The organism is Microbacterium sp. S308A+ (assembly GCF_049800815.1).
Classification (GTDB): domain Bacteria; phylum Actinomycetota; class Actinomycetes; order Actinomycetales; family Microbacteriaceae; genus Microbacterium.
The window spans coordinates 848,781-875,736 of sequence record NZ_JBNAFT010000001.1 but is presented as its reverse complement, the minus strand read 5'-3'; the positions used below and the strand labels follow the sequence as shown (position 1 = coordinate 875,736).

Annotated in this window: 26 protein-coding genes; 14 read left to right on the top strand and 12 right to left on the bottom strand. The window is 71.0% G+C overall.

Features of this window, described 5'->3' with window-relative positions; all coding sequences use genetic code 11:
• Nucleotides 1–100: 100 nt before the first annotated feature.
• Genes ACP15J_RS04115 through ACP15J_RS04105 form a run of 3 tightly spaced genes read right to left on the bottom strand, consistent with a single transcriptional unit; the run spans nucleotide 101 to nucleotide 3,317 of the window.
• Nucleotides 101–1,351, bottom strand: coding sequence for a DUF4350 domain-containing protein (locus ACP15J_RS04115; protein ID WP_424935328.1), 1,251 nt, complete (start codon nucleotides 1,349–1,351; stop codon nucleotides 101–103).
• Complete coding sequence (locus tag ACP15J_RS04110) at nucleotides 1,348–1,992, bottom strand: DUF4129 domain-containing protein (protein WP_424935329.1); 645 nt, start codon at nucleotides 1,990–1,992, stop codon at nucleotides 1,348–1,350. Before ACP15J_RS04110 ends, ACP15J_RS04115 begins: the two co-directional genes overlap by 4 nt.
• Nucleotides 1,989–3,317 (bottom strand): hypothetical protein, encoded by a 1,329-nt coding sequence (locus ACP15J_RS04105; RefSeq protein ID WP_424935330.1) that lies wholly within the window; start codon nucleotides 3,315–3,317, stop codon nucleotides 1,989–1,991. The genes ACP15J_RS04110 and ACP15J_RS04105 overlap by 4 nt, the downstream gene beginning before the upstream one ends.
• A 208-nt stretch (nucleotides 3,318–3,525) precedes the next feature.
• On the opposite strand from ACP15J_RS04105, the gene mtrA reads away from it, so the two are divergent.
• From mtrA to hpf, 5 genes are all read left to right on the top strand, one after another.
• Nucleotides 3,526–4,206, top strand: a complete 681-nt coding sequence (gene mtrA, locus ACP15J_RS04100; protein ID WP_424935331.1) for an MtrAB system response regulator MtrA — start codon at nucleotides 3,526–3,528, stop codon at nucleotides 4,204–4,206.
• A gap of 5 nt (nucleotides 4,207–4,211) precedes the next feature.
• A complete protein-coding gene (gene mtrB, locus ACP15J_RS04095; RefSeq protein ID WP_424935332.1) occupies nucleotides 4,212–5,909 on the top strand; it encodes an MtrAB system histidine kinase MtrB in 1,698 nt (565 codons plus the stop codon).
• Nucleotides 5,906–7,618, top strand: coding sequence for a GerMN domain-containing protein (locus ACP15J_RS04090; RefSeq protein ID WP_424935333.1), 1,713 nt, complete (start codon nucleotides 5,906–5,908; stop codon nucleotides 7,616–7,618). The genes mtrB and ACP15J_RS04090 overlap by 4 nt, the downstream gene beginning before the upstream one ends.
• 96 nt (nucleotides 7,619–7,714) lie before the next feature.
• Nucleotides 7,715–8,452, top strand: coding sequence for a ComF family protein (locus tag ACP15J_RS04085; RefSeq protein ID WP_424935334.1), 738 nt, complete (start codon nucleotides 7,715–7,717; stop codon nucleotides 8,450–8,452).
• A 91-nt stretch (nucleotides 8,453–8,543) separates the two neighbouring features.
• On the top strand, nucleotides 8,544–9,200 hold the full coding sequence (gene hpf / locus ACP15J_RS04080; protein ID WP_424935335.1) for a ribosome hibernation-promoting factor, HPF/YfiA family: 657 nt from the start codon (nucleotides 8,544–8,546) through the stop codon (nucleotides 9,198–9,200).
• Between the two features lie 84 nt (nucleotides 9,201–9,284).
• Here hpf and ACP15J_RS04075 read toward each other — a convergent pair whose 3' ends face one another.
• Nucleotides 9,285–10,598: a hypothetical protein gene (locus ACP15J_RS04075; protein WP_424935336.1), complete on the bottom strand. Its 1,314-nt coding sequence runs from the start codon at nucleotides 10,596–10,598 to the stop codon at nucleotides 9,285–9,287.
• Nucleotides 10,599–10,690: 92 nt separating this feature from the next.
• Nucleotides 10,691–11,275 (bottom strand): PadR family transcriptional regulator, encoded by a 585-nt coding sequence (locus ACP15J_RS04070; protein WP_424935337.1) that lies wholly within the window; start codon nucleotides 11,273–11,275, stop codon nucleotides 10,691–10,693.
• A gap of 230 nt (nucleotides 11,276–11,505) precedes the next feature.
• Between ACP15J_RS04070 and secA the strand changes: the two genes are divergently transcribed.
• Together secA and ACP15J_RS04060 are read left to right on the top strand one after the other, a co-directional pair.
• Complete coding sequence (gene secA / locus ACP15J_RS04065) at nucleotides 11,506–14,310, top strand: preprotein translocase subunit SecA (protein WP_424935338.1); 2,805 nt, start codon at nucleotides 11,506–11,508, stop codon at nucleotides 14,308–14,310.
• Nucleotides 14,311–14,414: 104 nt separating this feature from the next.
• Nucleotides 14,415–15,638 carry a pyridoxal phosphate-dependent aminotransferase gene (locus tag ACP15J_RS04060; protein ID WP_424935339.1) on the top strand — a complete coding sequence of 408 codons (1,224 nt, stop codon included), beginning with the start codon at nucleotides 14,415–14,417 and terminating at the stop codon, nucleotides 15,636–15,638.
• Between the two features lie 6 nt (nucleotides 15,639–15,644).
• Here the strand turns inward: ACP15J_RS04060 and ACP15J_RS04055 are convergent, their stop codons facing one another.
• Both ACP15J_RS04055 and ACP15J_RS04050 read right to left on the bottom strand, forming a co-directional pair.
• Nucleotides 15,645–16,961 carry an AAA family ATPase gene (locus ACP15J_RS04055; protein WP_424980883.1) on the bottom strand — a complete coding sequence of 439 codons (1,317 nt, stop codon included), beginning with the start codon at nucleotides 16,959–16,961 and terminating at the stop codon, nucleotides 15,645–15,647.
• Nucleotides 16,961–17,575, bottom strand: coding sequence for a hypothetical protein (locus tag ACP15J_RS04050; RefSeq protein ID WP_424935341.1), 615 nt, complete (start codon nucleotides 17,573–17,575; stop codon nucleotides 16,961–16,963). The genes ACP15J_RS04055 and ACP15J_RS04050 overlap by 1 nt, the downstream gene beginning before the upstream one ends.
• Before the next feature lie 96 nt (nucleotides 17,576–17,671).
• Here ACP15J_RS04050 and ACP15J_RS04045 point away from each other — a divergent pair, with 96 nt between their 5' ends.
• Nucleotides 17,672–17,947: a helix-turn-helix domain-containing protein gene (locus tag ACP15J_RS04045; protein ID WP_424935342.1), complete on the top strand. Its 276-nt coding sequence runs from the start codon at nucleotides 17,672–17,674 to the stop codon at nucleotides 17,945–17,947.
• Between the two features lie 56 nt (nucleotides 17,948–18,003).
• Here the strand turns inward: ACP15J_RS04045 and ACP15J_RS04040 are convergent, their stop codons facing one another.
• Nucleotides 18,004–18,603 (bottom strand): hypothetical protein, encoded by a 600-nt coding sequence (locus tag ACP15J_RS04040; RefSeq protein ID WP_424935343.1) that lies wholly within the window; start codon nucleotides 18,601–18,603, stop codon nucleotides 18,004–18,006.
• Nucleotides 18,604–18,813: 210 nt separating this feature from the next.
• Here ACP15J_RS04040 and ACP15J_RS04035 point away from each other — a divergent pair, with 210 nt between their 5' ends.
• Both ACP15J_RS04035 and ACP15J_RS04030 read left to right on the top strand, forming a co-directional pair.
• Nucleotides 18,814–19,200 carry an Rv3235 family protein gene (locus ACP15J_RS04035; protein ID WP_424935344.1) on the top strand — a complete coding sequence of 129 codons (387 nt, stop codon included), beginning with the start codon at nucleotides 18,814–18,816 and terminating at the stop codon, nucleotides 19,198–19,200.
• Between the two features lie 34 nt (nucleotides 19,201–19,234).
• Nucleotides 19,235–20,719 (top strand): sensor histidine kinase, encoded by a 1,485-nt coding sequence (locus ACP15J_RS04030; RefSeq protein WP_424935345.1) that lies wholly within the window; start codon nucleotides 19,235–19,237, stop codon nucleotides 20,717–20,719.
• Nucleotides 20,720–20,737: 18 nt separating this feature from the next.
• Here ACP15J_RS04030 and ACP15J_RS04025 read toward each other — a convergent pair whose 3' ends face one another.
• Complete coding sequence (locus ACP15J_RS04025) at nucleotides 20,738–20,986, bottom strand: WhiB family transcriptional regulator (protein WP_424935346.1); 249 nt, start codon at nucleotides 20,984–20,986, stop codon at nucleotides 20,738–20,740.
• Between the two features lie 222 nt (nucleotides 20,987–21,208).
• On the opposite strand from ACP15J_RS04025, the gene ACP15J_RS04020 reads away from it, so the two are divergent.
• Nucleotides 21,209–21,637, top strand: a complete 429-nt coding sequence (locus ACP15J_RS04020; protein WP_424935347.1) for a hypothetical protein — start codon at nucleotides 21,209–21,211, stop codon at nucleotides 21,635–21,637.
• A 31-nt stretch (nucleotides 21,638–21,668) separates the two neighbouring features.
• Here the strand turns inward: ACP15J_RS04020 and bcp are convergent, their stop codons facing one another.
• Genes bcp through aroA form a run of 3 tightly spaced genes read right to left on the bottom strand, consistent with a single transcriptional unit; the run spans nucleotide 21,669 to nucleotide 24,567 of the window.
• Entirely contained in the window at nucleotides 21,669–22,145 is a 477-nt protein-coding gene (bcp, locus tag ACP15J_RS04015) for a thioredoxin-dependent thiol peroxidase (protein ID WP_424935348.1), read from the bottom strand.
• 26 nt (nucleotides 22,146–22,171) lie between these two features.
• Complete coding sequence (gene rsgA, locus ACP15J_RS04010; RefSeq protein WP_424935349.1) at nucleotides 22,172–23,221, bottom strand: ribosome small subunit-dependent GTPase A; 1,050 nt, start codon at nucleotides 23,219–23,221, stop codon at nucleotides 22,172–22,174.
• The gene (gene aroA, locus ACP15J_RS04005) at nucleotides 23,218–24,567 is read right to left on the bottom strand and encodes a 3-phosphoshikimate 1-carboxyvinyltransferase (protein ID WP_424935350.1); all 1,350 of its coding nucleotides are present in this window, start codon (nucleotides 24,565–24,567) and stop codon (nucleotides 23,218–23,220) included. The genes rsgA and aroA overlap by 4 nt, the downstream gene beginning before the upstream one ends.
• Before the next feature lie 108 nt (nucleotides 24,568–24,675).
• On the opposite strand from aroA, the gene ACP15J_RS04000 reads away from it, so the two are divergent.
• The 3 genes from ACP15J_RS04000 to ACP15J_RS03990 all read left to right on the top strand — a co-directional run bounded on the left by ACP15J_RS04000 (nucleotide 24,676) and on the right by ACP15J_RS03990 (nucleotide 26,914).
• Nucleotides 24,676–25,287 (top strand): sigma-70 family RNA polymerase sigma factor, encoded by a 612-nt coding sequence (locus ACP15J_RS04000; RefSeq protein WP_424980882.1) that lies wholly within the window; start codon nucleotides 24,676–24,678, stop codon nucleotides 25,285–25,287.
• The gene (locus tag ACP15J_RS03995) at nucleotides 25,284–25,529 is read left to right on the top strand and encodes a zf-HC2 domain-containing protein (RefSeq protein WP_424935352.1); all 246 of its coding nucleotides are present in this window, start codon (nucleotides 25,284–25,286) and stop codon (nucleotides 25,527–25,529) included. Before ACP15J_RS04000 ends, ACP15J_RS03995 begins: the two co-directional genes overlap by 4 nt.
• Nucleotides 25,530–25,597: 68 nt before the next feature.
• Nucleotides 25,598–26,914, top strand: coding sequence for a GNAT family N-acetyltransferase (locus ACP15J_RS03990; RefSeq protein ID WP_424935353.1), 1,317 nt, complete (start codon nucleotides 25,598–25,600; stop codon nucleotides 26,912–26,914).
• Nucleotides 26,915–26,956: the final 42 nt, after the last annotated feature.

The window sequence follows — 26,956 nt, the reverse complement described above, 5'->3', positions numbered from 1 at the left end:
GCGTCCTCCTCCGCCCGCGCCTCGGGCAGATGCACGGAAGCCGAGGCCGGAGGAGCGGCGGGCGGGGGTGCAGGGGCGGGGTCCGGGACGAGCGGATCGGTCACGGTGTGCTCCTTTCGGTGCGGTCGACGTCGTCGACCGCGGTCTCGAGCGCGGCGAGCCGACGCGCGAACGCGATGAGCTCGATGTCGCTGGCGGGCAACGGGCCCGCCAGCAGGTCACGGACGGAGTCGCGGGAGGCCCTGACCCGGTCGGCGGAGGCGTCGGCCACCGTCTCGGGGACGGTCCCAGGGGCCAGGCCGAGGCGAGCGGCGAGCCGTGCCGCGGTGCCCTCGCGCAGCGCGGCACCGGCGTGCCGTGCGTCGGCGGCCTTCGCCGTGAGCCGGGCGCGACCCTGCATGGTCTCCGATGCGCGGACCATGACCGGCAGCGACTCCGCCACGAGCGGGCCGAGGCGTCGTCCGCGCCAGATCGCCGCGACGATCGCCGCGACGAACAGCAGCACGATCGCCGGGGTCACCCAGGTCGGCGTCAGCGACGACAGCGTGGCCTCCGGGTCGGCCCCCTCCTGGTCCGTGTCCTCGAACGACGGGACGTACCAGAGGACCTTCCCGTGCTGGCCGAGAAGCGCGAGGCCCAGCGCGGCGTTGCCGTTCTCCGCCAGATGCTCGTTGGACAGCAGCCGGGCGCCGTCGAACACCGTGCGGCGCTCGCCGTCCGTCTCCGAGAAGAGCACGGCCGCGCCGTCACCGCTCTCGAAGCAGCCCGTGACGCCGACGGCAGGGGAGTAGAGGGTCCCCGTCGCGATGTCGCCGACGTGGGCGAGCTCCGGGAGCGGGCAGCCCGGCTCCGTCGTCCCCGAGCCGTTCCCCGAGTACTCGCCGATGTCGAGGAGGCGCAGGGTGCGCGAGCCGGGGGAGAGCACGACGGCGGAGCGGGCGTCCTCCAGCAGGTCGTCCACGGCTCCGTCGCTCAGGGCGAACGGCTCGGTCGTCACGAGCGTCGTGTCGGCGTCGAGCAGGGCGGTCGCCGCGGTACGGTCGCGGACGACGGTCACCTCGACGCCCTGCTGACGGAGCAGCTGGGCCAGCGCCTGCGCGCCGGCGGGACCTCTGCCCTCGGGGTCCAGGCCGCCGCGGATCGCCGGCGTCGACACCGCGACCTGCAGGCCCACGAGAGCGAGTCCGCACAGCGCCAGGGCGATCGCGAGCCAGGCGATCGCGCGCCGTCCGCGGCCCGGCGCACGCACGAACGTCGGCTCTGCGCCGCGTGACGGGTAAGGGGAGGCGTCGCCGACGGACGTCGTGGCGTGCGTGCCCGGGCGAGCGCCGCCCTTGTGCGCGTCGCTCATACGGGCACCGGGTCCAGCCGTGCGGCCTGCGTGCGTGCATCGGTCTCCGCGAGCTCGCGATAGCGCTCCGCGGAGCCGGGATGGCGCAGGTAGCGCACGTCGTCGAAGGCGGCCGCAGCACGAACCAGGGCGGAGGCGAGCGGGGGGAGCGCGAGCCCGCCGTCGTGGGCGATGCGCTGCGCGGTGGCCCCTGGCACGGGAGAGATGAGGTCTCGCTCCCACAACGAGCGGGCGATCGCTCGATAACGCAGGACGATCGCCTCGTCCCACTCGCCCGACCTCGCGTGGCGTTCGGCGTCCGCGCGTAGCTGGGCGGCGGTCCGTCCGTCGTCGCTGCCGAGCAGGTCGACCGGTATGCGCTGCGTGCGAGAGCGGCGAGGCCTTCCCCAGAGGATCAGCACGACCACGAGGACGGCGACCACGATCACGCAGACGAGGATCAACCCGAGCGGACCGAATCCGGCGGCGGCGCGCGGATCGAAGAGGCCGGCGACGAAGTCGGCGATCGCGCGCGCCCACTGGTCGAACAGCGTCGGCCTGGCCTCCGCGTACTCCGTCTTGGCCAGCTCCTGCTCTGCCCACCGCCGCGCCTCGTCGCCGTCGGGGATCAGCGGGATCGTCCCTCCGAACGAGCCGGTCATGCGCTCCCTGGGCCCGATCCCGGTGCCGTCCATCGCCGATCGGGGTGTTCGCCGAGGTCGTCGCCGACGGGCGGCGCCGCGGCAGGAGCGGGCGGCGGCGCGGCAGGAGGAACGGCGGGCGCGTACGTGCCGTAGCCGCCCGTGGCCGGCTGTCCGTGTGCCGGGGGGAAGACGGGGGTCGCAGGGTGCCCCGTGGCGGGAGAGGGATACGGCGGGGCGGGCGGAGCATCCCAGACCGTGCGAGCGAGAGGACGGTATTCGCGGGTCACGGCGCGGGCGGGATCCACCGCGAACGGATCGGCGCCATGGCCGAGCCCGGCATGACGACGCTCCACCGCGGCCAGCAGATCCTGGTCCAGCCCCTCGTGGCGCATCCGGCAGTCGAGGTAGACGAGGGCGGAGCCGGTGGACTGCACGACCGTCGAGACCGCGCCGATCACGATCGTCAGCGTCTGCGCGAGCAGGGTCGTCAGCAGAGTCGCGATCACTGCCGACGCCGGGTTCTCCCCGGTCGGGGCCACGACGGGCACGAGGATCGAGGCGAGCATGGTGAGCGGCGTGCTGACCACCTGCGCGGCCACGCTCATGATGACGCTGATCAGGACCATCACCCCGAACGCGACCCAGAATCGTCCACGAGTCAGGCGCCACGATCGGACCATCGCGCCGCGCACCGTCTCGTGCTCGAGCACGAGGACGGAGGGCACGAGCTGCAGCTTCGTCCCCAGCCAGAGCAGGAGCGGGATGACGCCGAGGAAGGCGAGGAAGGCGACCACCGCGCCGATGATCATCGCCGGCCTCTGGAAGCCGCCGAGCGCCCCGATTCCCCCCACAGCCACGAGGCCGATCACGAGGAGGAGGACGAAGACGGCCCCCATCACGAGCGCGGCGTAGCCGATCAGGCGCCAGGCCACGGGGCGCACCCTGGCCCAGAGCGTGCGCAGAGTCGCCTTCTCGCCGAGCACCGCCTCGGCGACGTCGGCGGCGACGACCCCCTGCACGAGGGCGGTGAAGGCGACCGACCCAAGGCCCACGACCAGGCCCACGACGGCCACGATGCCGGCCGAGCCGATCATCAGCGTGGTGTACTCCTCGGAGCCGGGTCGGAGCGTGAGCACGCGCGAGAAGGCGGCGACCGTGACCGCGCCCATGATCAGCGCGGTGAGGAGGACGACGGCGATCTGCACCACCACGGCGAACCCGAACAGAACGCGCGGGTTCTGTCTCAGGGCGGCGAAGGACTTCCCGAGGATCGTGCCGAAGCCCAGGGGGTGCAGGGGGATGAGCCCCGGGCGCGGGGCAGGGGTCCAGGTCGATCCGCTCACGTGCTCCTCCGACGGTCCGTGTCGTTGCTCCATCGTGTCACATGCGCCGAGAGCGTGGTCCTGCGGTTTCGGACAGGTGCCTGGGCGGTCTGATCGACGGCGCGTCGCCCGCCTCCGCGGCCTCTCCGTGTGCGTGAAGTACGCTGGTCCCGACGCGAAGGCCGGGGCTCGCCCGCGCCCGCGCGTGAAAGAAAGACGATCCAGGCCCATGACCTCACGCATCCTCGTGGTCGATGACGACACCGCCCTCGCCGAGATGATCGGCATCGTCCTGCGCACCGAGGGCTTCGAGCCCGTCTTCTGCGCAGACGGGGCGAAGGCCGTCGAGGAGTGGCGTGCACAGCGCCCCGACCTCGTGCTGCTGGACCTCATGCTCCCCGGCATGGACGGCATCGAGATCTGCACCAGGATCCGCTCGGAGTCCGGCGTTCCGATCATCATGCTCACGGCCCGCAGCGACACCGCCGACGTCGTGCGCGGCCTCGAGGTCGGCGCCGACGACTACATCGTCAAGCCCTTCAACCCGAAGGAGCTGGTGGCGAGGATCCGCACGCGTCTGCGTCCGACGCCGCAGTCGACGACCGAAGCGCTGCGGATCGTCGACCTCGTGATCGACGTCGACGCGCATGAGGTGCGTCGGGGCGCGGACCCCATCGCCCTCACCCCCCTCGAGTTCCAGCTTCTCGTCGCCCTGGCCTCCAAGCCGCAGCAGGTGTTCTCGCGCGAGATGCTCCTGGAGCAGGTCTGGGGATACCACTACAAGGCCGACACTCGGCTGGTGAATGTGCATGTGCAGCGCCTGAGGGCCAAGGTCGAGCTCGATCCGGACAACCCGCGGATCGTCACGACCGTGCGCGGCGTCGGCTATCGGGCCGGGAGCGCAGGCTAGACGCCGTGCCGCCCCTCGCCTCCGTCGCCCCGCGCGCCGCGCTCGTACGCGACTGGCGGGGGTGGCCCGCCTCGTTCGCGGCGTTGTGGCGTCGCTCCCTCCGCTTTCGGACGTTGCTGGCCACACTCGCGCTCACGTCGGTCGCGATCCTCGTCACCTGCGGGGCGATGGCCCTCGCGATCCAGAACAACCTCTGGGAGGCGCGCAAGGACCAGGCCCTCGACGATGCGCAGCGCGCGGTGACGGACGTTCAGAAGACCCTCGCCTCGGCGGAGGTGCAAGGGGACAGAGCCGCGTTGCAGCGGCTGATGCGCAACGCGCTGGGAAGCGTGTCGTCCTCGACCATGATCGCCACCTTCCGGATCGACGACTCGCCCTCGGACGTGGCGCCGTCGGACTTCTTCCTGGGCGGACTGTCCAAGGACCTCCTGTCCGATCAGCTCGTCAAGCGGGTCTCGGACAGCCCCGAACAGCAGTGGTGGCAGCCGTTCGCGATCACCGAGTCCGACGGGCGGCAGCACGCCGGACTCGTCGTCGGCCATCAGATCACGATCCCGGAAGCCGGTGCGTACGGGCTCTACATCGCTTACGACCTCGCGGACACGGAGCAGACCCTCCTGCTCGTCCAGAGCAGCCTCTGGGTGGCAGGCACGATCCTGGTCGGCATCATCGGGGTCATCGCCTGGTTCGCCGTGCGCTCGGTGGTGCTGCCGATCGTCGAGGCGTCGGAGACCAGCGCCCGCTTCGCCGAGGGCGACCTCGAGATTCGTCTTCCGATCCGGGGCGAGGACGAGCTGGCGACGCTCGGCCGGTCCTTCAACGCGATGGCGGACAGCATCGAGGCTCAGATCAAGGAGCTCGGAGAGCTGTCGATGGTGCAGCAGCGGTTCGTCTCTGACGTCTCGCATGAGCTGCGCACGCCGCTGACGACGATCCGGCTCGCCGCCGAGATGCTCAACGACCGGCGCGAGGCCTTCGACCCCGCCACCGCTCGGGCGGCCGAGCTGCTGCACGCACAGGTGGAGCGCTTCGACACGCTGCTGGCCGACCTCCTGGAGATCAGTCGATACGACGCCGGCTCGGTGCAGCTGGAGAAGGAGGCGACGAGCCTCGCCCATCTCGCGGAGGAGCTCGTGGAGGAGATGACGCCGCTCGCTGCGAACCACGACACGGAGCTGCGGTTCGTCGCGCCCGGGGGACACACTCCGGTGGAGATGGATCCCCGACGCGTGCGGCGCATCCTCCGCAACCTCCTCGGCAACGCCATCGAGCACGGCGAGGGGAATCCGATCGTCGTCACTGTCGACAGCAATCAGCACGCCGTCGCGGTGGGCGTGCACGACGCGGGGATGGGCATGGCGCCGGCGGACGCCGAGCGTGTGTTCGACCGATTCTGGCGCGCCGACCCGTCACGGCGTCGGACGATCGGGGGGACCGGTCTCGGCCTGTCGATCGCGCTCGGCGACGCGCGGCTTCACGGCGGGACGCTCGGGGTGTGGTCGCAGGTGGGAGTCGGCACCAACTTCGTCCTCACGCTGCCCCGCGACGACGGGGGGATGTCCGGAGCGTCCCCCGTGCCGCTCGAACCGCAGGAGGCGCTCGCCGACATCGGCGCCGCGACCGAGCCGATCCCCCTCGCGACCGCGTCCAGGCCGCTCCCGGACGAGCCCGCGGCGGACCAGGACCGAGGAGAGCGGGAATGAGCATGCGCCGTGTCCTTCGTGGCCTGACCGTGGTGGCCGTGTTGCTGAGCCTCGCCGGGTGCGCCTCGCTTCCCACCAGCGGCGACGTCCGCCCCGGTCACAACGCCGACCGTCGCAGCGACGACGCGGACGTCACCTACCTGCCCTCCGGGCCGATCAAGGACGCGGACCCGGAGCGCATCGTCCGCGGCTTCCTCGAGGCCGCCTCCAGTCCGGCCGACAACTGGGCGATCGCGCGCCAGTTCCTGACGCCGGAGCTGAACGAGCGATGGAAGCCGCAGGCCAGCGTCACGATCGACTCCGGGGAGAGGGATCGCACCCTCACGGCACAGAGCGGGGAGAGCGCGGAGGACGGCGTCCTCCTGCGCCTCGGCTTCCGGCAGACCGCGAGCGTCGACGACCAGGGCGCCTATGCGCCGGTGGACGGCACCGCCGGCGCGGCGGAGCTCAGCTACCGTCTCACGAAGGGCGCCGGCGGTCAGTGGCGGATCGCGGCGGCGCCGGACGGCGTGCTGCTGGCCGAGCAGGTCTTCGAGGCGCAGGACGTCTTCAGCCCTTATCCGCTCACCTTCTTCGATCCGTCATGGACCTACGGCGTCCAGGACGTCCGCTGGTTCCCGAAGCGCAAGAACACGGCGACCCGGATCGTCCAGTCCCTGGTCTCCGGTCGGCCGAGCCCCTGGCTCGCCGAGGCCGTCCGCACCGCCTTCACCGGCGAGGTCGAGCTCGCCAGGGACGCGGTCACGGTCAACGCGCAGATCGCCGAGGTCGACCTGACCTCCTCGGCGCTCGGTGTCGATCCGCTCGCCCTCGCACGGATGCGGACCCAGCTGGAGTCCAGCCTCGCCAAGCTCGATGTGACCGAGGTGCGGCTCACCGTGGGCGGGCGGCCGCTGGAAGCGGGACTGGTATCCCTCGCGCCGACCGCCGCGGACACGCGTCCGCTCGTCCTCACCGAGGCCGGCTTCGGTCATCTGGCCGGCGGCGAGCTCACGCCGGTGGGCTCCCTCTCAGCCGACGTCCTGCGTTTCTCGCAGCCGATCCGGTCGATCGTGGTCGGCGACGGCGCCAGGCACGCCGCCGTCCAGGGGGAGAACGGCGTCGCCTATGTCGTCGGCGAGGGCGGCATCGACGAGCTGGACGCGCGGCCAGGACTCCTCGCGCCGACCTTCGACCCGTTCGGCTACGTCTGGACCGTCCCCGCCGCAAGCCCGGCCGCCGTCACGGCCTGGAGCACCTCTGTCGTCTCGCATCCGGTCTCCGGGTTCGCCGATGCGACGTCGATCGGCGCGTTGGCGGTCAGCCGCGACGGCGCACGCGTCGCGGCGGCGGTGACGGTCGGCTCCCATCAGCGCATCGTCGTCGCCGGCGTGCGGCGTGACGACCGCAACGTCCCCATGGCTCTCGGGGCGTCGCAGACGATCGGCGGGCTGCCAGGAACGCCGATCGGGCTCGCCTGGCTCGACGAGCTGACGGTCGGAGTCCTCGTCGACGTGAACGGCGACATCCGCCTGGTGAAGCAGACGGTCGGCGGGACCATGACCAACGCTGATGTCCCTGACGACGTCCGCGCGCTCTCCCCGATGACGCCGGCGTCGACTCTCCGGCTGCTCGACGAGAACGGCGATCTCCGTATCCAGAGCGGGCCGACCTGGCGCGTCGAGACGAGCGGCGTCAGGGTGCTCGCAACGCAGATCGATGGCTTCTGAGGCGGAGCCGCCTGCACCGGAGGGATGCTCGACGGGTTCTCCACCGCTTCCGGAGGAGCGCGTCTCCTGCGCTGAGCGTGCCGGGAGGATCGGAGCATGTCGCCCCCGCCCCGGCCGTGTGTCCGTCCTCGGAGAGGAACACTCCGCGCCGCCCTCTCCGAGGCTGTCGCCCTGGTCCTCGCCCAGGAATGCGGCGGATGCGACGTTCCGGGGGAGTCCCTCTGCGCACGGTGCGCAGAGGGACTCCGCCCCGTCCCCGTGCGGCAGCGGACGCCAGACGGGAGGGCGGTCGAGGGCGGCCTGGCCTTCGACGGCGTCGCGGCGCACATGATCCGTGCGGTCAAGGAGGGCGGTCGGACGGCGCTCCTCCGGATGCTTGCTCCCCCGTTCCGGGAGGCGGTGCGGCGGGCGGCGGCGGGGTCGACCGAGATCGAGGCGCTGGTGCCGGTGCCCACGTCGCGTGCGGCGTTCCGGCGTCGCGGATACCGAGTTCCCGAGCTTCTCGCCACGGGTACGGGGGCCAGGGTGCTCCGGGCGCTCGTCCCCCGTCGCGCCGTCGCGGATCAGAGGGGACTCGGCCGCCGGGCGCGGCGACGCAACGTGGCGGGCAGCCTCCGTGCGACCATGGCGGGGCAGGGGTGCCGGGTGCTGCTCGTCGACGATGTGGCGACGACAGGAGCCACGCTCGATGAGGCCGCGCGGGCGCTGGAGGAGGCTGGCTTCGTCGTCGTCGGATGCGCCGTCCTGGCCGTCACGCCGCGGGATCCGCCGGCGGCGGGGGCCGCCCTCCGGACCGGGTGCGCGGACACACAGGCCATTCAGCTGATTCAGTGATGACAGCGAGCGTGCGGCCGACTACGGTAGGGGGTCACAAGGCGACCACGGTCCGCCCTTGGCCGGGAGGACCGGAACAAGGAGGTCAAGGATGGAAACGAACATCGTGGGTGTCGGAGTGAGCATCAGCGATCGATTCCGGACGGTTGTCGAGGAGAAGACCGCGCGCATCGAGGCACTCGCCACGAGAGCGCAGCGCCTCGACGTCAAGGTCACCCATCGGTCCTATCGGAACGGGCGCGTCGAGGACGAGACGGTGGAGCTCACCCTCGTCGGTCGCGGCCCCGTCATCCGAGCCGAGGCGCGCGACGGAGACAAGTTCGCCGCTCTCGACATGGCGGTGGACAAGCTCATCGAGCAGCTGCGTCGCGCGAAGGGCAAGCGGGTCGACGGTCGCAACCATCCGCGTGGTGCGCACTTCGAGAAGGGAAGGGGTGAGCTCTCGGGCATCGATGTCGCCCCGGTCTCGGCCGACGTCCTCCGTGCGGTGGCGACGGGCGAGATCCCGCTCGCCGACGAGGGCGAGGAGGAGTACTCGCCGGTCGTCATCCGCACCAAGAACTTCGACGCCGAGTGGATGACGGTCGAGGAGGCGGTCGACCGGATGGAGCTGGTCGGACACGACTTCTTCCTCTTCGTCGACGTCCGCACCGACCATCCCAGCGTCGTGTACCGGCGCAAGGGCTGGGACTACGGCGTGATCTCGCTCGAGACCCAGGCGCCGCCGGCAGAGGAGCTCGCGTCCTGACGCTTCGATGAGAGAGAGGGGGCGACCCGGCGCCGAAGCCGCGGGTCGCCCCGTCTCTCCAGGGCTCAGTCGTGGTGGTCGGGCTCAGTCGAAGATGCCGTCCAGGATGCTGCCGATCACAAGCCCGCCGAGCACACCGCTGACGATGTCGCCACCGCCCATGCCGCGTCCCCCGCCGCCCTGGGGACCGCCCCATCCCTGGTCCGGGCGTGAGGAGTCGATGTCGTGCTGGGCGAGCTGCAAGGCCTCGGACGCGAGCTGTGCGACGCGACGGGCCGTCGCGAGCGCCTGCTCACGAGTGTCCTCGGGAGCGACCATCGACGGAAGGTCGACGCGCAGGCGCTCGGCCTCGGCCAGGCGAGTGCGGGCGTCGGCGCCGATCCAGCCGCGGTGACCGGCGATGAGCCCGCGGGCCACGCCGAGCTGCCGGTCGGCGTCGTCGATCGCGTGCTGCACCTGCTGGACGGTCGGCAGGGGATTCTCGGCGCGGTACCGGGCCTCGGCGACCGCCTTGTCCAGGGCGGTGTTCGCGGCCCGGAGGCGGCTGAGCTCCTCGAACGGATCGGTCGGCGTGCCGGCAGGCGCCAGGGACACGAGCGTCTGCTCGAGGTCGGCCATCGCGCTGCGCACCGCGGGCGTCGTGTCCGCGCCGCGTGCGGCCGCGAGGTCTCCGCGCGAGTCGAGCACGACCTCGGCGAGCGTGGATTCGGCCCGCAGCGCCTCGATCTCGAAGTCCTCCACGGCGTCGAGCAGGACGCCGGCACGACGGGTCGCCTCCGTCGCGGTCTCGAGGGCGAGCACGGCCTCCTCGTTCTGCTTCGCGGCCCGGCGACGTTCCGAGACGTCCGCCCCGTGACGGGCGAAGGTCAGGAGCTGCTCCGCCTCGTCGGCGCTGCGGACGATCCGCTGCATCGCCGCCTCGGAGTACCGGCCGGCGAGACGCGCGATGGTCTCCCTCGCCTGCGGCAGCCGCAGCTCCAGGGCGTCGGCGTCGGCGCGGACCTGCACGGTCACCTCCGGGGCACGGCGCACACGGGAGACGGCGTCGGCGAGGGCGGCAGACTTCTCGTCGATCAGCTCCTCGGCCCATTCGCACAGCTGCATGATCCGCGCGTTGCGGGTACGCAGCTCCTCGGGAGTGTCCGGGATCTCGTCGTGGTTCAGCTGGTGCAGCTGGAAGGCCTCGCGCATGTGGGTCTGGACCGCCTGGAGCGCCTTTCGGAAGTCGGCGGTGAGGGACTCGCCCAGTTCGGCGCTCGCGAAGGCGAGCTCGTCGCCTGCGGTGCGAATGCGCTCGTCCGCCGCGACGAGCGCCTGCTCGGCGCGGCGCGCCAGATCGGCGTCCTGCGCGTCGAGCGCCTCTTGCTCACGTTTGCGTCTGCCCCAGAAGCCGGCCATGGTCCGATCCTACGGCCCTCGCCCATGCGCGCGCTGGGACTGGGCTACGCTCTGCGCGATCAAGACGCGCTGAGTGCAGCCCCCGCCAGAGGTCAATGGCGGGAGGCGCCGGCGGGGCGACCGCGACGGGGTCGCTCCGTCACGAGAGCCAGCGGGGATGGTCGTGACTCGCTCAGCATCCGCTCGACCTCGTCCAGCCAGCGCAGCTCGCCTTCGGCGGCGGCTCGCTGCGACCCTGCGACGATCGCCGATGCGATCGTCGCAGGGTCGGCTCCCGGCTCCGGCGTCGCGGGCGGGAGGGCGTCGAGGCGCCGTTCGGTGGCGGCGCGCTGGGCCGCGACGAGCGCGGCGGCGTCGGCTCCGGGGAGCGTCGTGGCGAGGGCGAGCTTGATCGCGAGCTCGTCCCGTGCCGGCTGCTCCCGAGCGAGGGGAGAGGAGAGCCAGGCGTCCGCCTCCGCGGAGCCGGCCGCCGTGATCCGCCAGTAGACGTGGCCCTGGTCGTCGACGTCGTCGCGGGCCACCATCCCGTCGCGTTCCAGACGCTCCAGGGTGTTGTAGATCTGCCCGACGTTGAGCGGCCAGACGGAGCCCGTGCGCCGGTCGAACTCCGCACGCAGCTGGTAGCCGTAGCACGGGCCTTGACGGAGGATGGCGAGGAGGCTCTGCCGCACCGACATCGACGACCCCTTTCCCGGTATCTGTTTCCGAGTATATGGACGCGGCGAGAGGAGGGGCGCAGGCCCCCCTTGCGACGGTCGGACGTCGCCGACGCCCCCGCGGGGATCGGTTGTGCGCCGTGCAGGCGACGCGCAGGTCACGGGCCGGTAACATGACTTTGCATGCCGGTGCGCACCCCGCTGTCCCGCGCGACGTGCCGGCACCCACCACCGACAGGGAGAAGACATCCGTGGCGAATCCTCTTGAGAAGCTGCTGCGCGCCGGCGAGGGGCGGACGCTCCGCCGCCTCAACCAGGTCGTCAAGGCCGTCAACGCGCTGGAAGAGGACTTCGAGAAGCTCAGCGACGAGGACCTGCGAGGCGAGACCGGGCTGCTGCGTGCGCGGCACGAGAAGGGCGAGACGCTCGATCAGCTCATGCCCGAGGCCTTCGCCGCCGTTCGCGAGGCGGCCAAGCGGACTCTCGGCATGCGCGCCTACGACGTGCAGATCATGGGCGGCGCCGCCCTGCACGGCGGCAACATCGCCGAGATGAAGACCGGTGAGGGCAAGACGCTCGTCGCGACCTTCCCGAGCTACCTCAACGCGATCGCGGGCGCGGGCGTCCACGTCGTCACGGTGAACGACTTCCTCGCGGGGTACCAGTCAGAGCTCATGGGGCGCGTCTACCGCGCGCTGGGCATGACCACCGGCGTCATCGTCTCCGGCCAGACGCCCGAGACACGCCGAGAGCAGTACGCCGCCGACATCACCTACGGCACGAACAACGAGTTCGGCTTCGACTACCTGCGCGACAACATGGCCTGGCGACAGGAGGACCTCGTGCAGCGGGGTCACTTCTTCGCGATCGTGGACGAGGTCGACTCGATCCTCATCGACGAGGCCCGCACCCCGCTGATCATCTCCGGTCCGGCCTCAGGCGAGGCGAACCGCTGGTTCACCGAGTTCGCGAAGATCGCACGCACGCTCGAGCCCGGCGAGGACTACGAGGTCGACGAGAAGAAGCGCACGGTCGGCGTGCTCGAGCCCGGCATCGAGAAGGTCGAGGACTACCTCGGCATCGACAACCTCTACGAGTCCGCGAACACGCCCCTCATCTCCTTCCTCAACAACTCGATCAAGGCGCTCGCCCTCTTCAAACGTGACACCGACTACGTCGTGATGAACGACGAGGTCATGATCGTGGACGAGCACACCGGTCGCATCCTCGTCGGACGGCGTTACAACGAGGGCATCCACCAGGCGATCGAGGCCAAGGAGAACGTCCCGGTCAAGGCAGAGAACCAGACTCTCGCCACCGTCACCCTGCAGAACTACTTCCGCCTCTACGACAAGCTCGCCGGCATGACCGGCACGGCGGACACCGAGGCGGCGGAGTTCATGTCGACCTACAAGCTCGGCGTCGTGCAGATCCCGACCAACAAGCCGATGGTCCGCAAGGACAACCCCGACCTCGTGTACAAGAACGAGACGGCGAAGTTCGCCCAGGTCGTCGAGGACATCGCCGAGCGCCACGCGAACGGGCAGCCGATCCTGGTCGGCACCGTGAGCGTCGAGAAGAGCGAGTACCTCTCCCGTCTCCTCGCCAAGAAGGGCGTCAGGCATGAGGTCCTGAACGCGAAGAACCATGCGCGCGAGGCGGAGATCGTCGCTCGCGCCGGACGTCTCGGCGCTGTCACGGTCGCCACGAACATGGCCGGCCGAGGCACCGACATCATGCTCGGAGGCAACGCGGAGTTCCTCGCCGTGCAGGAGCTCAAGGCGAAGGGTCTCGATCCGGTCGAGACGCCGGAGGAGTACGAGGCCGCGTGGGACGACGCCTATGAGGCGATGAAGGCGAAGGTCGCCGAGGAAGGCGCCAAGGTCGCCGAGGCCGGAGGACTCTACGTGCTCGGCACCGAGCGCCACGAGTCTCGCCGCATCGACAATCAGCTGCGCGGCCGCTCCGGTCGTCAGGGTGACCCGGGGGAGAGCCGTTTCTACCTCAGCCTCACCGACGACCTCATGCGCCTGTTCCAGTCCGGCGCGGCCGAGGCGATCCTGGCCCGCTCCAACTTCCCGGACGATCAGCCGATCGAGTCCGGCCTGGTCACCCGCGCGATCCGCAGCGCCCAGAGCCAGGTCGAGGCGCGCAACGCCGAGATGCGCAAGAACGTCCTGAAGTACGACGACGTCCTCAACCGTCAGCGCGAGGCGATCTACACCGATCGTCGCCACATCCTCCAGGGCGATGACATCGCGGACCGCGTGAAGCACTTCATCGAGGATGCGATCACCGCCGTGGTCGACGACCACACCCGTGAGGGGCACACGGAGAGCTGGGACTTCGACAGCCTCTGGACCGAGCTGAAGACGCTGTACCCCGTGGACGTGACGATCGACGAGGTCGTCGCCGAGGCGGGTGGGCGCAAGGGCGGCATCACGGCGGAGGGGCTCAGGCGCGAGCTCATCTCCGACGCGATGGTCGCCTATGAGAAGCGCGAGGCGGCGCTCGGCGAGGCCGCGACCCGCGAGCTGGAGCGCCGGGTCGTGCTGCAGGTCCTCGACCGTCGCTGGCGGGACCACCTGTACGAGATGGACTACCTCAAGGACGGCATCGGCCTGCGAGCCATGGCCCAGCGCGACCCGCTGGTCGAGTACCAGCGCGAGGGCTATTCGATGTTCCAGGCCATGATGGGTCAGATCAAGGAGGAGACCGTCGGCTTCCTCTACAACCTCGAGGTCGAAGTGCGCCGTGCCGACGATGAGGGCGTGGCCGAGGTCGAGGCGAAGGGTCTCGCGAACGGCACCGCTGATCAGCGTCTCGAGTACTCGGCGCCCAATGACGCCGGGGACGTCGAGGTGCGCAACGATCGTGGGCAGGTGCAGCAGGCCGCCACGGACCGGATGCGTCAGGCCGCGGCGCGTGCGGCTCAGCCGGAGGGCGAGGGGCAGGATGACGCCCCGGTGGCGCGTGGCGCCTTCGGCCAGCGTGTCGACGGTGAGGCTCCCGCGGCCAACCGCGCTGAGCGTCGCGCCAACGCCCGCAAGAAGTAGTCGCAGCGCGCTGTCGGTGCCGGAGCGTCTCGATCGCTCCGGCACGCGGCGCGTCCGCGGGGCAAGCGGTCATCCGCCCGCCCGCAGGCCGGTATTCTTTGTCGATGGCTCCCCGATCCTTCGACCAGTCGTCCAAGCTCAAGAACGTCCTCTACGAGATCCGCGGCAACGCGCTCGCCGAGGCGGCACGGCTGGAGGCAGAAGGCCATGCGGTGCTCAAGCTCAACACCGGCAACCCGGCCATCTTCGGCTTCGAGGCTCCGCAGCAGATCGTGCAGGACATGCTGACGACCCTCTCCACCGCGCACGGCTACAGCGACAGCAAGGGGATCGTCTCCGCCCGCCGTGCCGTGGTCAGCCGGTATGAGGAGGTCGAGGGGTTCCCCGCATTCGATCCGGACGACGTCTTCCTCGGCAACGGTGTGTCCGAGCTCATCACCATGACCATGCAGGCACTCCTCGACGAGGGCGACGAGGTGTTGATCCCGACACCGGACTATCCGCTCTGGACCGCGATGACGAGCCTCGCCGGGGGGACCCCTGTGCACTACCTCTGCGACGAGCAGAACGGGTGGAACCCGGACCTCGAGGACATCCGGGCCAAGGTCACGCCGCGGACCAAGGCCATCGTCATCATCAATCCGAACAATCCCACGGGCGCGGTCTACTCGCGTGAGGTGCTGGAGGGGATGATCCAGATCGCGCGTGAGAACGACCTGCTTCTCCTCTCCGACGAGATCTATGACCGGATCCTCTTCGACGGCGCGCAGCACATTCCCACCGCGAGGCTCGCCCCCGATCTGCTCTGCCTGACCTTCAACGGTCTCTCGAAGACCTACCGGGTCGCGGGATACCGTTCGGGGTGGCTCGTGATCACCGGGCCCAAAGACCATGCCAAGGGCTTTCTGGAGGGGATCACGCTCCTCGCCTCCACACGGCTGTGTCCGAACGTGCCGGCGCAGCATGCGGTGCAGGCGGCGCTCTCGGGAGTGCAGTCGATCGACGCCCTCATCGCGCCGAGTGGTCGCCTGCACCAGCAGCGCGACGCCGCATGGGAGGGGCTGGAGGCGATCCCCGGCGTCTCCTGTGTCAGGCCGGCTGGAGCGTTGTACGCTTTCCCGCGCCTGGATCCGAACGTGCACGAGATCCACGACGATGCGCGGCTCATCTACGACCTCCTCGTGGCCGAGCACATCCTGCTGGTCCAGGGGACGGGATTCAACTGGCCCTCGCCCGACCACCTGCGAGTCGTCACCCTGCCCGAGCCCCGGGTCATCTCGGAGGCCATCGAGCGTCTCGGCAACTTCCTGGCGAGTTACCGGCAGTAGCGACGGTCAGGACGTGTCGGAGGGTCGCGCGGCGATCCCCCTCCGTCGTCGGATCGGCTCGGCTTTCTCGGCCTTGTGCCCCCTTCGGCGGCGGAGGCGGAGGGCGGCCGTGGCGCCGCTCGTCTTCGCGGATCCGTCCGCGGGCAGCAGGGCCGGTGCCACTTGCGCGACCGCAGCGGCGAAGGCCGATCGTGGGGCGGCGTCGGAGACCGGGCGTCCGTGCAGGAGCGCTGCATCGACGCCTCGGGGATCGAACGGCAGGAAGCGGACGTCGTCGATACCGGAGAAGCGTGCGAGGGCTCGGCGGATCTGCCGGCGTGCGTCCACCCCGAGCGGTCCGGAGCGCAGGCGGTTCACCAGGACCGTGACCGGCGTGCTCCCCACCAGCGCGCGCAGCTCGGCGTGATCGCGGACGAATCGGGCGACGCCGAGGGGATCGGCCGAGACGACGGCGACCACGCGGTCCGCCGCCTCCAGCGCGGTGAGGGTCGCGGCGTTGCGGCGGGGCACTGCGATGTCGCTCACCATCTCCTCATCGGTCTCCAACGGCGCGGCGACGTCCACAACGGTGATGGCTGCCCAGTCGCGGCAGGCGAGGAGTGCGGCGGCCAGACGCGTGGCGGAGAGCTCGGGCCAGCGTGAGGGACGATTGATCCCGGCGAGCACGTCGATGGGACCGGCGCCGCTGTCGACGGTCATGGCGAGGCGGCTCAGCTCGGCCCCGTCGAGCAGCCCGAGGTCGGCTCGTCGGCAGGCAGCGGCGATGCCGGGGGCGTCCTCGCCGAGGCCGAGGAGGAGCGCGGCAGACGGCGCGTGGGTGTCGGCGTCGACGAGGGCGACGTGCCGCTGCGGGGAGGCGAGCGCGGCGCAGAGCTGGACCGCCACCGTCGTGCGCCCCGGGGCGCCGTGCGGCCCCCAGACGGCGATGATGGAGCCGGAGTCCGGAGCCCTCGTCGGCTCCGTGGCGGACGGGCGGACGGCGAGGGCGTCCGCGATGTCCCAGGCGCTGGACTCGGGGTCGAGAGGAGGGGCCAGACCGGCTCTGCGGGCGAGCCGGGCGGCCGGATCGCCTCGGCCGAGCAGGAGGAGGCGGACCCCTGCCCGGTCGCAGGCCGCGCGCAGGGCGACCCCCAACAGCCCTCGATCGGCGGGGAGGACGAGGGCGTCGACCCCGCGGAGGGGAAGGGCCGTCAACGCGTTCTCCGCATCGTCTCCGGCCAGGGATTCGGGAGCGATACGTCCCACCACCTCCACGCCCGCGAGCGGCAGGTCCTGCGCCAGTGCGAGGGCTCGATCGTCGGCGACGGCAAGGATCACGCGCATCATGGTCGCGCCCTGAGCGGTACCACCGAGAGCGCCGCGCCTTCGGCCACGGCGCCGAGAACGGTCCCGACCTCGGCGCGGTCCACCACCAGTTCGACCGAGGAGTGGCCGCCGGCGAGGAGGCCGTCCGCACGGGTGACAGAGGCGACGGTGGCCTCGTCGAGGAGGATCCGCGGGGCGGCGAAGCCTTTGGCCTCTCCCGAGGGCGCGGACGACCAGAGCTCCACCGCGGCGCCGGCGGCGACGCTGCCGGGGATCGCCGTGGTGCTCTCGACGACGATCGAGGTCACCCGGCTCGACTCCGCGGGCGCCGCGGCGGTGCGGGGGACGAGCTCGCCGTCCTCGATCGTCCTGGTCGCGACCATGCCGTCGGGAAGAGCATCGGGGGCGAGATAGCCGTCGGCTGCCGTGCCGAGGGCGACCTCCACGACGCGGACGGCTCCGCCGATCGTCTCGCCGGGGACGATCGTGCGCGTCGCCTGCAGGACCGGCATCGTCTGGCGTGCCGAGGAGACGACCAGCCAGACTCCGGTGACGGCGGCGACGATGAGGGCGATGCCGATGAGGAAGCGCACGTCTCCCCACAGACGGCGCGGGCGCGGGAACGAGATCATTTCGCCATCGTCACAGACCGAGGGCGGAGACTCGTGAGTTATCCACAGGGGAGCAGGTGGGTCGCGACCACCGGGGCATCGGAGGACAATGGGGACATGCCCGATGCGACAGACCCGATCGCCCGCTACCTCGCCCCCGCGCAGGTCGCGGAGCTGCTCTGCGTCGAGGTGGACGAGGTGGTCGCGCTGGTGATGGAGGGGCGTCTGCGCGGCGCACGTCTCGGCGTCCCCGCCCGGTGGCGGATCGAGGAGGCGAGCATCGCGGAGTACCTGGAGGCGCAGACCGAGGAGGCGCGTCTGATCGCGCTCTGGAACGAGGCCGACGCTGCGAGCTTTCCGGAACTGTGGGGAGGACGTCGCACGCGGCCGTGACTCGCCGGCGCAGCAGGACGCGGCATGAGGGTTGACCGGAGGCACGGATGTGGAGGTCAGCCGAACGGGCGCTCGGAGGCACCTGCGGCGGTGACGCTGAGCAGCGCGCTGAACGGGATGATCCGGAACCCGTGGACGGCGCGGGCTCGGCGCGGCTCTCCGGCGTCGTGCAGGGCGAGATCGAGATGATCCGCTCCGGCGCGATCAATGGTCCCCGACAGGATCGTGCCGGCCCGCGTCCTGATCGTGACGCCGGTGCGGCGTCGCGCGAGGTCCCGGAGGACGAAGCCGAGCGTCAGGCGCTCTCGGAGCGGTGAGAGCGGCTCGGCGGCGCTCCCGCTGCCGAGCAGAGCGCCATGGTCCAGCGTCCACAGCGACACGGCGTCGAGAGGGAGCAGAACGTTCACCCGGACGCCCTCAGGGACCAGCGCCGCCCAGTCTGCGCCCACCGCGCACGGACGTCCGGTGATGGTCGTGCCGTCGTGGAGCGTGGCGGCGAGGGGCGCCGGCGCCCGGACGAGAGCGCCCAGCCGGGCACGCAGCTCGAGCCGGGAGAAGCGCAGACGCTCGGACTCGGCGTCGAGAGCCGCCCTCTCGGCCTCCCAGCCGGAGGCGAGCTGGTCCTCGAGATCGTCGAACAGCTGCTCCCAGTCCACGGCACGAGCGTAGGGGAGGCCTCGGGCGGTCGGCGGGTTATCCACAGAGCAGGCCGGCTCTGCCCCGGTGATGACGAGCGCTTTCATGCCTGGCGGTTCGGGGCAGGTGGCTCAGACCCATACGGGTTGTCCACATTCCTCGAGCAGAGCCGCGGCCATGGCGGAGGCGGCGTGCTCTACTGCAGGCATCTGATCCGGGGGGAGTCTGATATGTCGCCGTTCGAGGATTTCGCGCCGCAGCCGACGTCGTCCGAGGACCTGCCTGACCCCGTGCCGTTCCTCGAGGGACTGACGCACGGTGTGCTGGAGGTGCTGGCCGGCGTCCGTGAGGTCGACCAGCTCGCGCGCTGGTTCACGGCCGACGCCTATCGGACCCTGGTGACCCGGGCGGGGCTTTCCGCACGGGCGCGAAGCGCGCGCGGCATCGCTCCGGTTCGCCCGGTCTATCGGATCGTCTCGACGCACTGCTCGACGCCGGCCGACGGGATCGTCGAGGCCACCCTCGTCGTCGCGGGACCGGCGCGGACGAGGGCCGTCGCGATCCGGCTCGAAGGCCTGGACGGCCGATGGCGAGCGACGACTCTCGCCGTGCTGTGAACCGTTGGCCGGGAGCGGCATCTAGGCTGAGACGGTGTCGACTCTCAGTGACCTCGTGCATGCCCAGGGCCGCGTCCACGACGACGACGTCGAGTGGCTCCACCGTCTCGCGGGCGACGGTCAGCTGCTCGCCGACCTCGCCTTCGCCGACATCGTCGTCTGGGTGGTGGCGGCCGACGGCTCCTTCGTCGCGGTCGCCCATACCCGCCCGAGCGGTGCGGCGACGCTGTTCTACCGCGACATCGTGGGGGAGCGCGTCCGCCCGCAGTGGCGCACGCAGGTCCAGGAGGCCTTCGACACCGCGCAGATCGTCGACTCCTCGTCTCCGGACTGGTTCGAGGAGACGCCAACGCGTGTCAGGGCGGTCCCGATCGTGCGGATGCGTCCGAAGGAGGGCGAGGCGCCGCGGGTGATCGGCGTCCTCACCCGGCACACGAACCTCGGCGAGGCGCGTACGCCATCGCGGCAGCAGATCACGTTCAACGAGTGCGCCGACGATCTCTTCCGTATGATCGCGACGGGGGAGTTCCCCGACCTCGCGGCGCCGACCTCGCCCCGGCGCGGAGCGCCCCGCGCGTCTGACGGCCTCATCCGGATCGACGTGGACGGCATCGTCACGTTCGCGAGCCCGAACGCGCTCTCGGCGTTCAATCGCATGGGCTTCGACGACGAGCTCGAGGGGGAGCCGCTGGTGGAGGTGACCACGAGGATCCTCCCCGCGACCCGTCAGGTCGACGAGTCCCTTCCGGTCGTGGTCACCGGGCGTGCGCCCTGGCGCACCGACATCGAGGCGCGAGGCGTGACGGTCTCCCTTCGAGCGATCCCGCTCCGTGACCACGGCACGCGCATCGGCGCGATCGTGCTGTGTCGCGACGTCTCGGAGCTCCGTCACCAGGAGCAGGAGCTCATCACCAAGGACGCCACGATCCGCGAGATCCACCATCGTGTGAAGAACAACCTGCAGACGGTGGCGTCGCTGCTGCGGATCCAGGCGCGGCGCACCCATTCGGAGGAGGCGAGGGATGCGCTCACGCAGGCGATGCGCCGTGTGGAGTCGATCGCGGTCGTACACGACACGCTCGCAGGCGGGCTGGCTCAGAAGGTCGACTTCGACGAGGTCTTCGCACGGGTGCTCAAGCTGGTCGCGGAGGTCGCCGCCGCGCCGAACACGCGGGCACGGACGCAGTCGACCGGTCGGTTCGGCGTCCTGCCGAGCGAGTACGCGACGCCGTTGGCACTTGCCCTCACCGAGGTCGTCACGAACGCGGTCGAGCACGGTCTGGCGGGGCAGGAGGGCTTCGTCACGATCGAGGCGCAGCGGACCGACCAGAATCTGCGCGTGATCGTTCGGGACACGGGTCACGGTCTCCCGGAGGGCCGCGTGGGCCAGGGGCTCGGCACGCAGATCATCCGCACGCTCATCCAGGGCGAGCTGGGCGGCACGATCGACTGGCGTGGGGTCGAGGGGGAGGGCACCGAGGTCACGATCGATCTCCCGATGCGGTGGGTCAACGCCTGACCCGGGTCCGGGGGAGGTTCAGCCGGCGCGGCGGGCGCGGGCTGCGCGGCGCTTGAGCGCGCGGCGCTCGTCCTCGCTCAGGCCGCCCCAGACGCCGGAGTCCTGGCTGGACTCGAGCGCATACTGCAGGCAGATCTCGGTGACGGTGCACCGGGCGCACACGGACTTCGCCTTCTCGATCTGGTCGACGGCAGGACCGGTGTTCCCCACGGGGAAGAACAGCTCGGGGTCGACAGTGAGACAGGCGGCCTTGTCGCGCCAATCCATGGGGGCTCCTCGTGTGGAATCGTCGGGGCGCGTGGATTACGCGTCCTCGGATGCGGGCGGCGATCGGGGGGTGCTGCCCAGAAGTGCAAGCGGTGAACTCGCCCCACGCCGCTGTGGGAGCACATGACTGTGTTCTATTCTCGTACATGGAACGCAGATGATCAAGGGTTTTCTGCGCCCGCTCTTCGGCGCGCGCAGCGGATCCGCTCGGACGGGAGGGCCATGCGCGCCTCGAAACTGACTGTCGCCGCATCGACGCTGCTTGCCCTTGAGGGGGCTGCGCTCCTCGTCGTCGCCCTCGTCGAGGTGTTCGGGCTCAGCGCCGGCGACGCGGCACTGCTGCCGTCCGCCCTCGCGCTCATCGCGCTCACGGTGATCGGCGGCGCGGGTCTGATCGGGTTGGGAGTCGCCGTGTTCCGCGGACGCTCCTGGGGACGCTCCGGCGGGATGGTGCTGCAGATCATCGCCGTGGCCATGGCGATGAGCGCGCTGGGGGTTCGGCCTTTCCCTGTGCTCTTCTTCCTCGCCCTCGCGATCCCCGGGGCGGTGGGAGCCGTCCTGCTGTTCCTCGTGTCTCGGAGCGAAGGGCCGCGGTCCCGTCTGCGCGGCGACGAGTTCGCGGACGATGCCGACGGCGCGAACGGGCGCTGAGCCGCTCTCGCCCCTCGCGGGCGCCGAAGATTCAGGCGTCGATGCCGAGGAGCTTGCGCAGCCGTGCGACGTGCCCGGTGGCCTTGACGTTGTAGAGGGCCTGGTCGATCACGCCGTCCTCGTCCAGGACGAACGTGGACCGGATGACGCCCTCGACGACCTTGCCGTAGTTCTTCTTCTCGCCCCACACGCCGTAGGCCTCGTGGACCGCGTGGTCGGGGTCGCTGAGGAGGGTGAAGGTGAGCCCGTCACGCTCTTGGAAGCGTTTGAGCTTCGCGGGCTCGTCGCGGGATACGCCGATGACCGCGTAGCCCGCGCCCTGGAGCGAGGAGATGCTGTCGCGGAAGTCGCACGCCTGGGTGGTGCAGCCCGGGGTCATCGCCGCCGGGTAGAAGTAGAGGACGACCTTGCGGCCGCGCAGGTCGGCGAGTGAGACGGGCGCGCCGTCCTGGTCGAGGAGCGTGAAGTCGGGGGCGGTGCTGCCGGGTTCGAGTCGCTGCGTGGTCACCGTTCCAGCCTAGCGCCGGACGCTGCTCAGCGTCGGTCTGAGAAGGTCTCCAGCAGACGCTGGAGCGAGTCCAGGCGAGCGCGTCCGGTCTCGCCGAGCTCTCCGGCGGCTGCCGCCTCGTTCAGCGCGCAGTCCTCGGCGTCGGGGAGGTGGGTGCAGCCACGGGGGCAGTCCTCGGCGACGGTGGCCAGCTCGGTGAACGCCGTGAGGATGTTCGCGGGATCGACGTGGCCGAGACCGAAGGACCGCACGCCGGGGGTGTCGATGACCCAGCCTGCGCCGGCGCGCGACCGGAAACGCAGCGAGACGGTGGAGGAGGATGTGTGCCGCCCCCGCCCCGTGACCTGGTTCACATGACCCGTGGCGCGCCCCGCCCCGGGGACCAGCGCGTTCACGAGGGTGGACTTGCCGACCCCGGAGTGGCCGACGAACACGGTCGCGTGGCCGACCAGCGCGGCGCCGATCTCCTCGACCGGCATCTCACCGCGCGCGCTCGTGAACACAGTGAGGTCGAGCCCGTCGAAGTGGGTGAGGAACTCGGTGGGGTCGGCGAGGTCGGTCTTGGTCACCACGAGCAACGGCCGGATCCCGGCGTCGAGCGCCGCGACGAGATAACGGTCGACGAGACGTTGCCGGGGCTCGGGATCGGCCGCGGCGACGACGACGAGCATCTGGTCGGCGTTCGCGACGATGACGCGCTCGACCTGGTCGGTGTCGTCGGCGCTGCGCCGCAGCAGGGAGGAGCGATCGACGATCCCGACGATGCGGGCGAGGGTGCCCTCGCCCGCCGAGGTGTCGCCGACGACACGGGCCCGGTCGCCCGTCACGATGGCCGTCCGACGCAGCTCGCGGGCTCGGGCCGCGGTGACCGTGCGCTCGTCCTTCGTGTCCTCGCCGAGGAGCACCGTGTATCGGCCGCGGTCCACGCCCAGCACACGTCCGACCTCGGCGTCGGTGTGCGCAGGACGGCGCTTGGTGCGTGGACGGTTCGCCTTCGGGTTGGGGCGCACGCGGATGCGGGACTCGTCGAACTCGTCCTCGAGCGCGTCGTCCTCGTCGTCCCCCAGCCAGCTCACGCGGTGGAGCCTCCTGCCGGGTCCTGGCTGATGCCGAGCATACGGTCCCAGAGAGGGGCGAACTCGGGGAGCGTCTTCGCGGTGGTGCCGATCTCGTCGACCTCGATCCCGGCCACCCGCAGGCCGATCAGCGCTCCGGTGGTGGCCATGCGATGGTCGTGGTGGGCCGGCCATTCGCCCGCGTGAAGGGGGGCGGGGACGATCCGGAGTGCATCGGGGAACTCCTCCACCTCACCGCCGAGCGCGCGGAGGTTCCCTGCGAGCGCCGCGATGCGGTCGGTCTCGTGCAGCCTGATGTGGCCGATCCCGTGCAGAGTGGTGGGTGTGTCGGCGAAGGCGGCGAGGCCGACGAAGGTCGGGGTGAGCTCGCCGACCGCGGACAGGTCGAGGTCTCCGCCGCGGACGCCTCGGCCGCCGCGGACGGTCAGGGAGCCTCCGCGGCGCGTCACGTGCGCTCCGAGCACGGTGAGGAGCTCCGGCAGCTGGGCGCCCGGCTGAGTGGAGTGCGTGGGCCAGCCGGTCACTGTGACCTCGCCGCCCGCGATGAGCGCGGCGGCGAGGAACGGGGCCGCGTTGGAGAGATCAGGCTCGATCGGCAGCTCCTTGGCCCGGGGGACGCCCGCCTCGACGAGCCATTCCCCTGGTGCCGGACGTTCGACGCGGATCCCGCGGCGGTGCAGCGCCTCGACGGTCATGTCGATATGCGGCGTGCTGGGCAGGCGTTCTCCGGTGTGGACGAGGTGCAGCCCCACGTCGAAGCGGGGGGCCGCGAGGAGAAGACCCGAGACGAACTGACTCGAGGCGGACGCGTCGATCTCGACCCGCCCGCCTCGGATCCTGCCGTGGCCGCGGATGGTGAAGGGGAGGGACCAGCTGCCCTCGTCGTCGACGTCGACGCCGAGATCCCTCAGCGCATGGATCATGGCTCCCATCGGACGGTGCAGCGCGGTCTCATGGGCGGTGAGCACGATCTCGCCGTCGGCGAGCCCGGCCAGCGGCGCGACGAAGCGCATGACGGTGCCTGCCTGGCCGCAGTCCACCGTGACACCGGCGCGGAGGGGGGCCGGCGTCACGAGCAGGTCCGGGCCGAACATGCCCTCCCCGCCCGCGACCTCGTCGACGCCGACGCCGAGCATGCGCAGCGCATCGACCATGCGTGCCGAGTCCTCGGAGTGCAGCGGGGAGACCAGGCGGCCGGGCCCGTCGGCGATCGCGGAGAGGATGAGTTCGCGATTGGTGAGGGACTTGGACCCCGGGACCGACAGGGAGCTGGACAGCGGCCCGTTCGCGACGGGCGCGACCCAGCGCCCGCGGGCGAGAGACGGGGAATACCGGTCGTCGTTCATCGGTTCCTACCCTACTGAAGGCTCTTGCATGGCGAGGGCGGGAAGGCGGCGATGATCGCGACACTCGAGCCCGTGATCGCGGAGACGGACGGCCTAGACTGGCTGGCGATGGATCACGAGACGACCGACGAGGCCGTGGGCGGCGACGCCGTGCGGCGCGAGTTCGAAGAGCAGGCGATCCCGTTCATGGATCAGCTGTATGCGGCGGCGATGCGGATGACCCGCAACCCGGCCGACGCGGCGGATCTCGTGCAGGAGACGTTCGTGAAGGCCTACGCGTCCTGGGCGAGCTTCGCTCAGGGCACCAACCTCAAAGCCTGGCTGTACCGCATCCTCACGAACACCTACATCAACATCTATCGCAAGAAGCAGCGCGAGCCTCATCAGGGCACGATCGACGAGCTCGAGGACTGGCAGCTGGGCGGTGCGGAGTCCACGACCGCCTCGCACAGCCGCTCGGCCGAGGCCGAGGCGATCGACCGGATGCCGGCGTCCGTGGTGAAGGACGCGCTGCAGGCGGTGCCGGAGGACTTCAGGATGGCGGTGTACCTCGCCGACGTCGAGGGCTTCGCCTATCAAGAGATCGCCGACATCATGAAGACACCGATCGGCACGGTCATGAGCCGCCTGCATCGCGGGCGTCGCATGCTCCGGGAGCTGCTGGCGGATTACGCCGCGGAGCGAGGCATCGCCGCGGCCGGCACGAGGAGCACGAAATGAGCGACTGCGGCTGCGAGAAGGCGCGGCGTGACCTGGAGGAGTATCTCCGCAACGAGGTGTGCAAGACGGAGCATGCCGACATCAAGGCGCACTTGGAGAGCTGTGCATCCTGCCGGGAGGAGGCCCTGGTCGCGACGACGCTGACCGAGGTGCTCTCCCGTGCCTGCAAGGAGACGGCGCCCGAGGAGCTCCGCGATCAGGTGCTCGCGCGACTGCGCGCAGTCCAGGCTGCGGCGCACTGACCCGGGTCGTCGCGGGCAGACCCGGGCGAACCCATCCGCTCGGGTCTCTGCGGCCGTAGGGTGGGAGGATGAACCTCCTTGACGCTCGTGATGTCCCGGCAGACGCTCGATCAGCGCAGCGCCTGAGCGATACGGGGCTCTCCTATCGTGTCGTCGACCTCGCCGATGAGAAGGCCGGGGAGGCGTTCGTCCGCGCCGTCGCGCGCGGATTCATCGACCCGGAGCCAGAGGCGGAGTCGCGCACGCAGACGCGCACCGCGTTCTCGGCCCGGCGCAACATCGGCGTCTTCGAGAAAGAGGCTGCCGAGGAGGCGCTCCCGGTCGCGACCGTCAACTCGTGGGTCACGCCGCTGACCGTGCCCGGCGGGCCCGGCAGCCTCGGGGGTGAGGTGCCGATGTGGGCGATCAGCGCCGTCACCGTCGCGGCGACCCACCGTCGCCGTGGCATCGCCAGGAACCTCCTCGAGGGCGAGCTCCGCGCGGCTGCGTCTGCGGGGATCCCGATCGCGGGCCTGACCGTGAGCGAGGCGACGATCTACGGTCGCTACGGATTCGCCCCCGCTGTTCCCACGGCGTTCGTACGGGTGTCCGACACCAGGAAGGCGGGATGGGCCGCCCCTGCGGCCCCCGGTCGTCTGGAGTACCTCGAGAAGGAGGATCTCGCCACGGCGCTCGGGGCGGTGCACGAGCGCTCCCGGAGGCTCCGGCCAGGCCAGATCCCCGGCTGGCCGGCGCGGTGGGAGCGCATGGCCGGTCTCGCGGCGGGCGATCCGCAGGCCGCCTCCGTGCGCGGGGTCCAGTACCTCGACGTCACGGGCGAGGTCCGCGGGGTCGTCGCGTACACGGTCACCGAGATCCCTGAGGCGGCCAAGGCCGAGATGGCGATCCAGCATCTCGGCGCGGAGACCGACGAGGCACTGAGCGCGTTGTGGGGCTTCGTGGTGAACCACGATCTCGTGACGTCCGTGACCGCCCACCTCCGGCCGGTCGACGACCCGCTGCCATGGCTGGTCGTGGACCAACGCGTCGTGGAGGTCGCCGTGCACGATCACGGCTGGCTCCGTATCCTCGATGTCCCCTCTGCTCTGGCCGCGCGCTCCTACCGGGCGGATCTCGACCTCGTGCTGCAGGTCGAGGACCCGCTCGATCTCGCCGCGGGAACCTGGCGCCTCCGCGTGGTCGGCGGGGCGGCGACCCTCGAGGCGACGGAGGACGAGCCCCAGCTCACCGTGGGCGTCTCGACCCTGTCTGCGCTGTACGTCGGCGGCGTCAGCGTGGCACAGCTGCGTGCAGCGGGCCGGATCCAGGCCTCAGACGGCGTCGTGGACGCGCTGGACGCGGCCTTCCGTACGGCACGGTCCGCTCAGCTCGGCATCTGGTACTGAGCGCGGTCATCCGGTCTCAGTACCGTCCGAACGAAGCGGGAG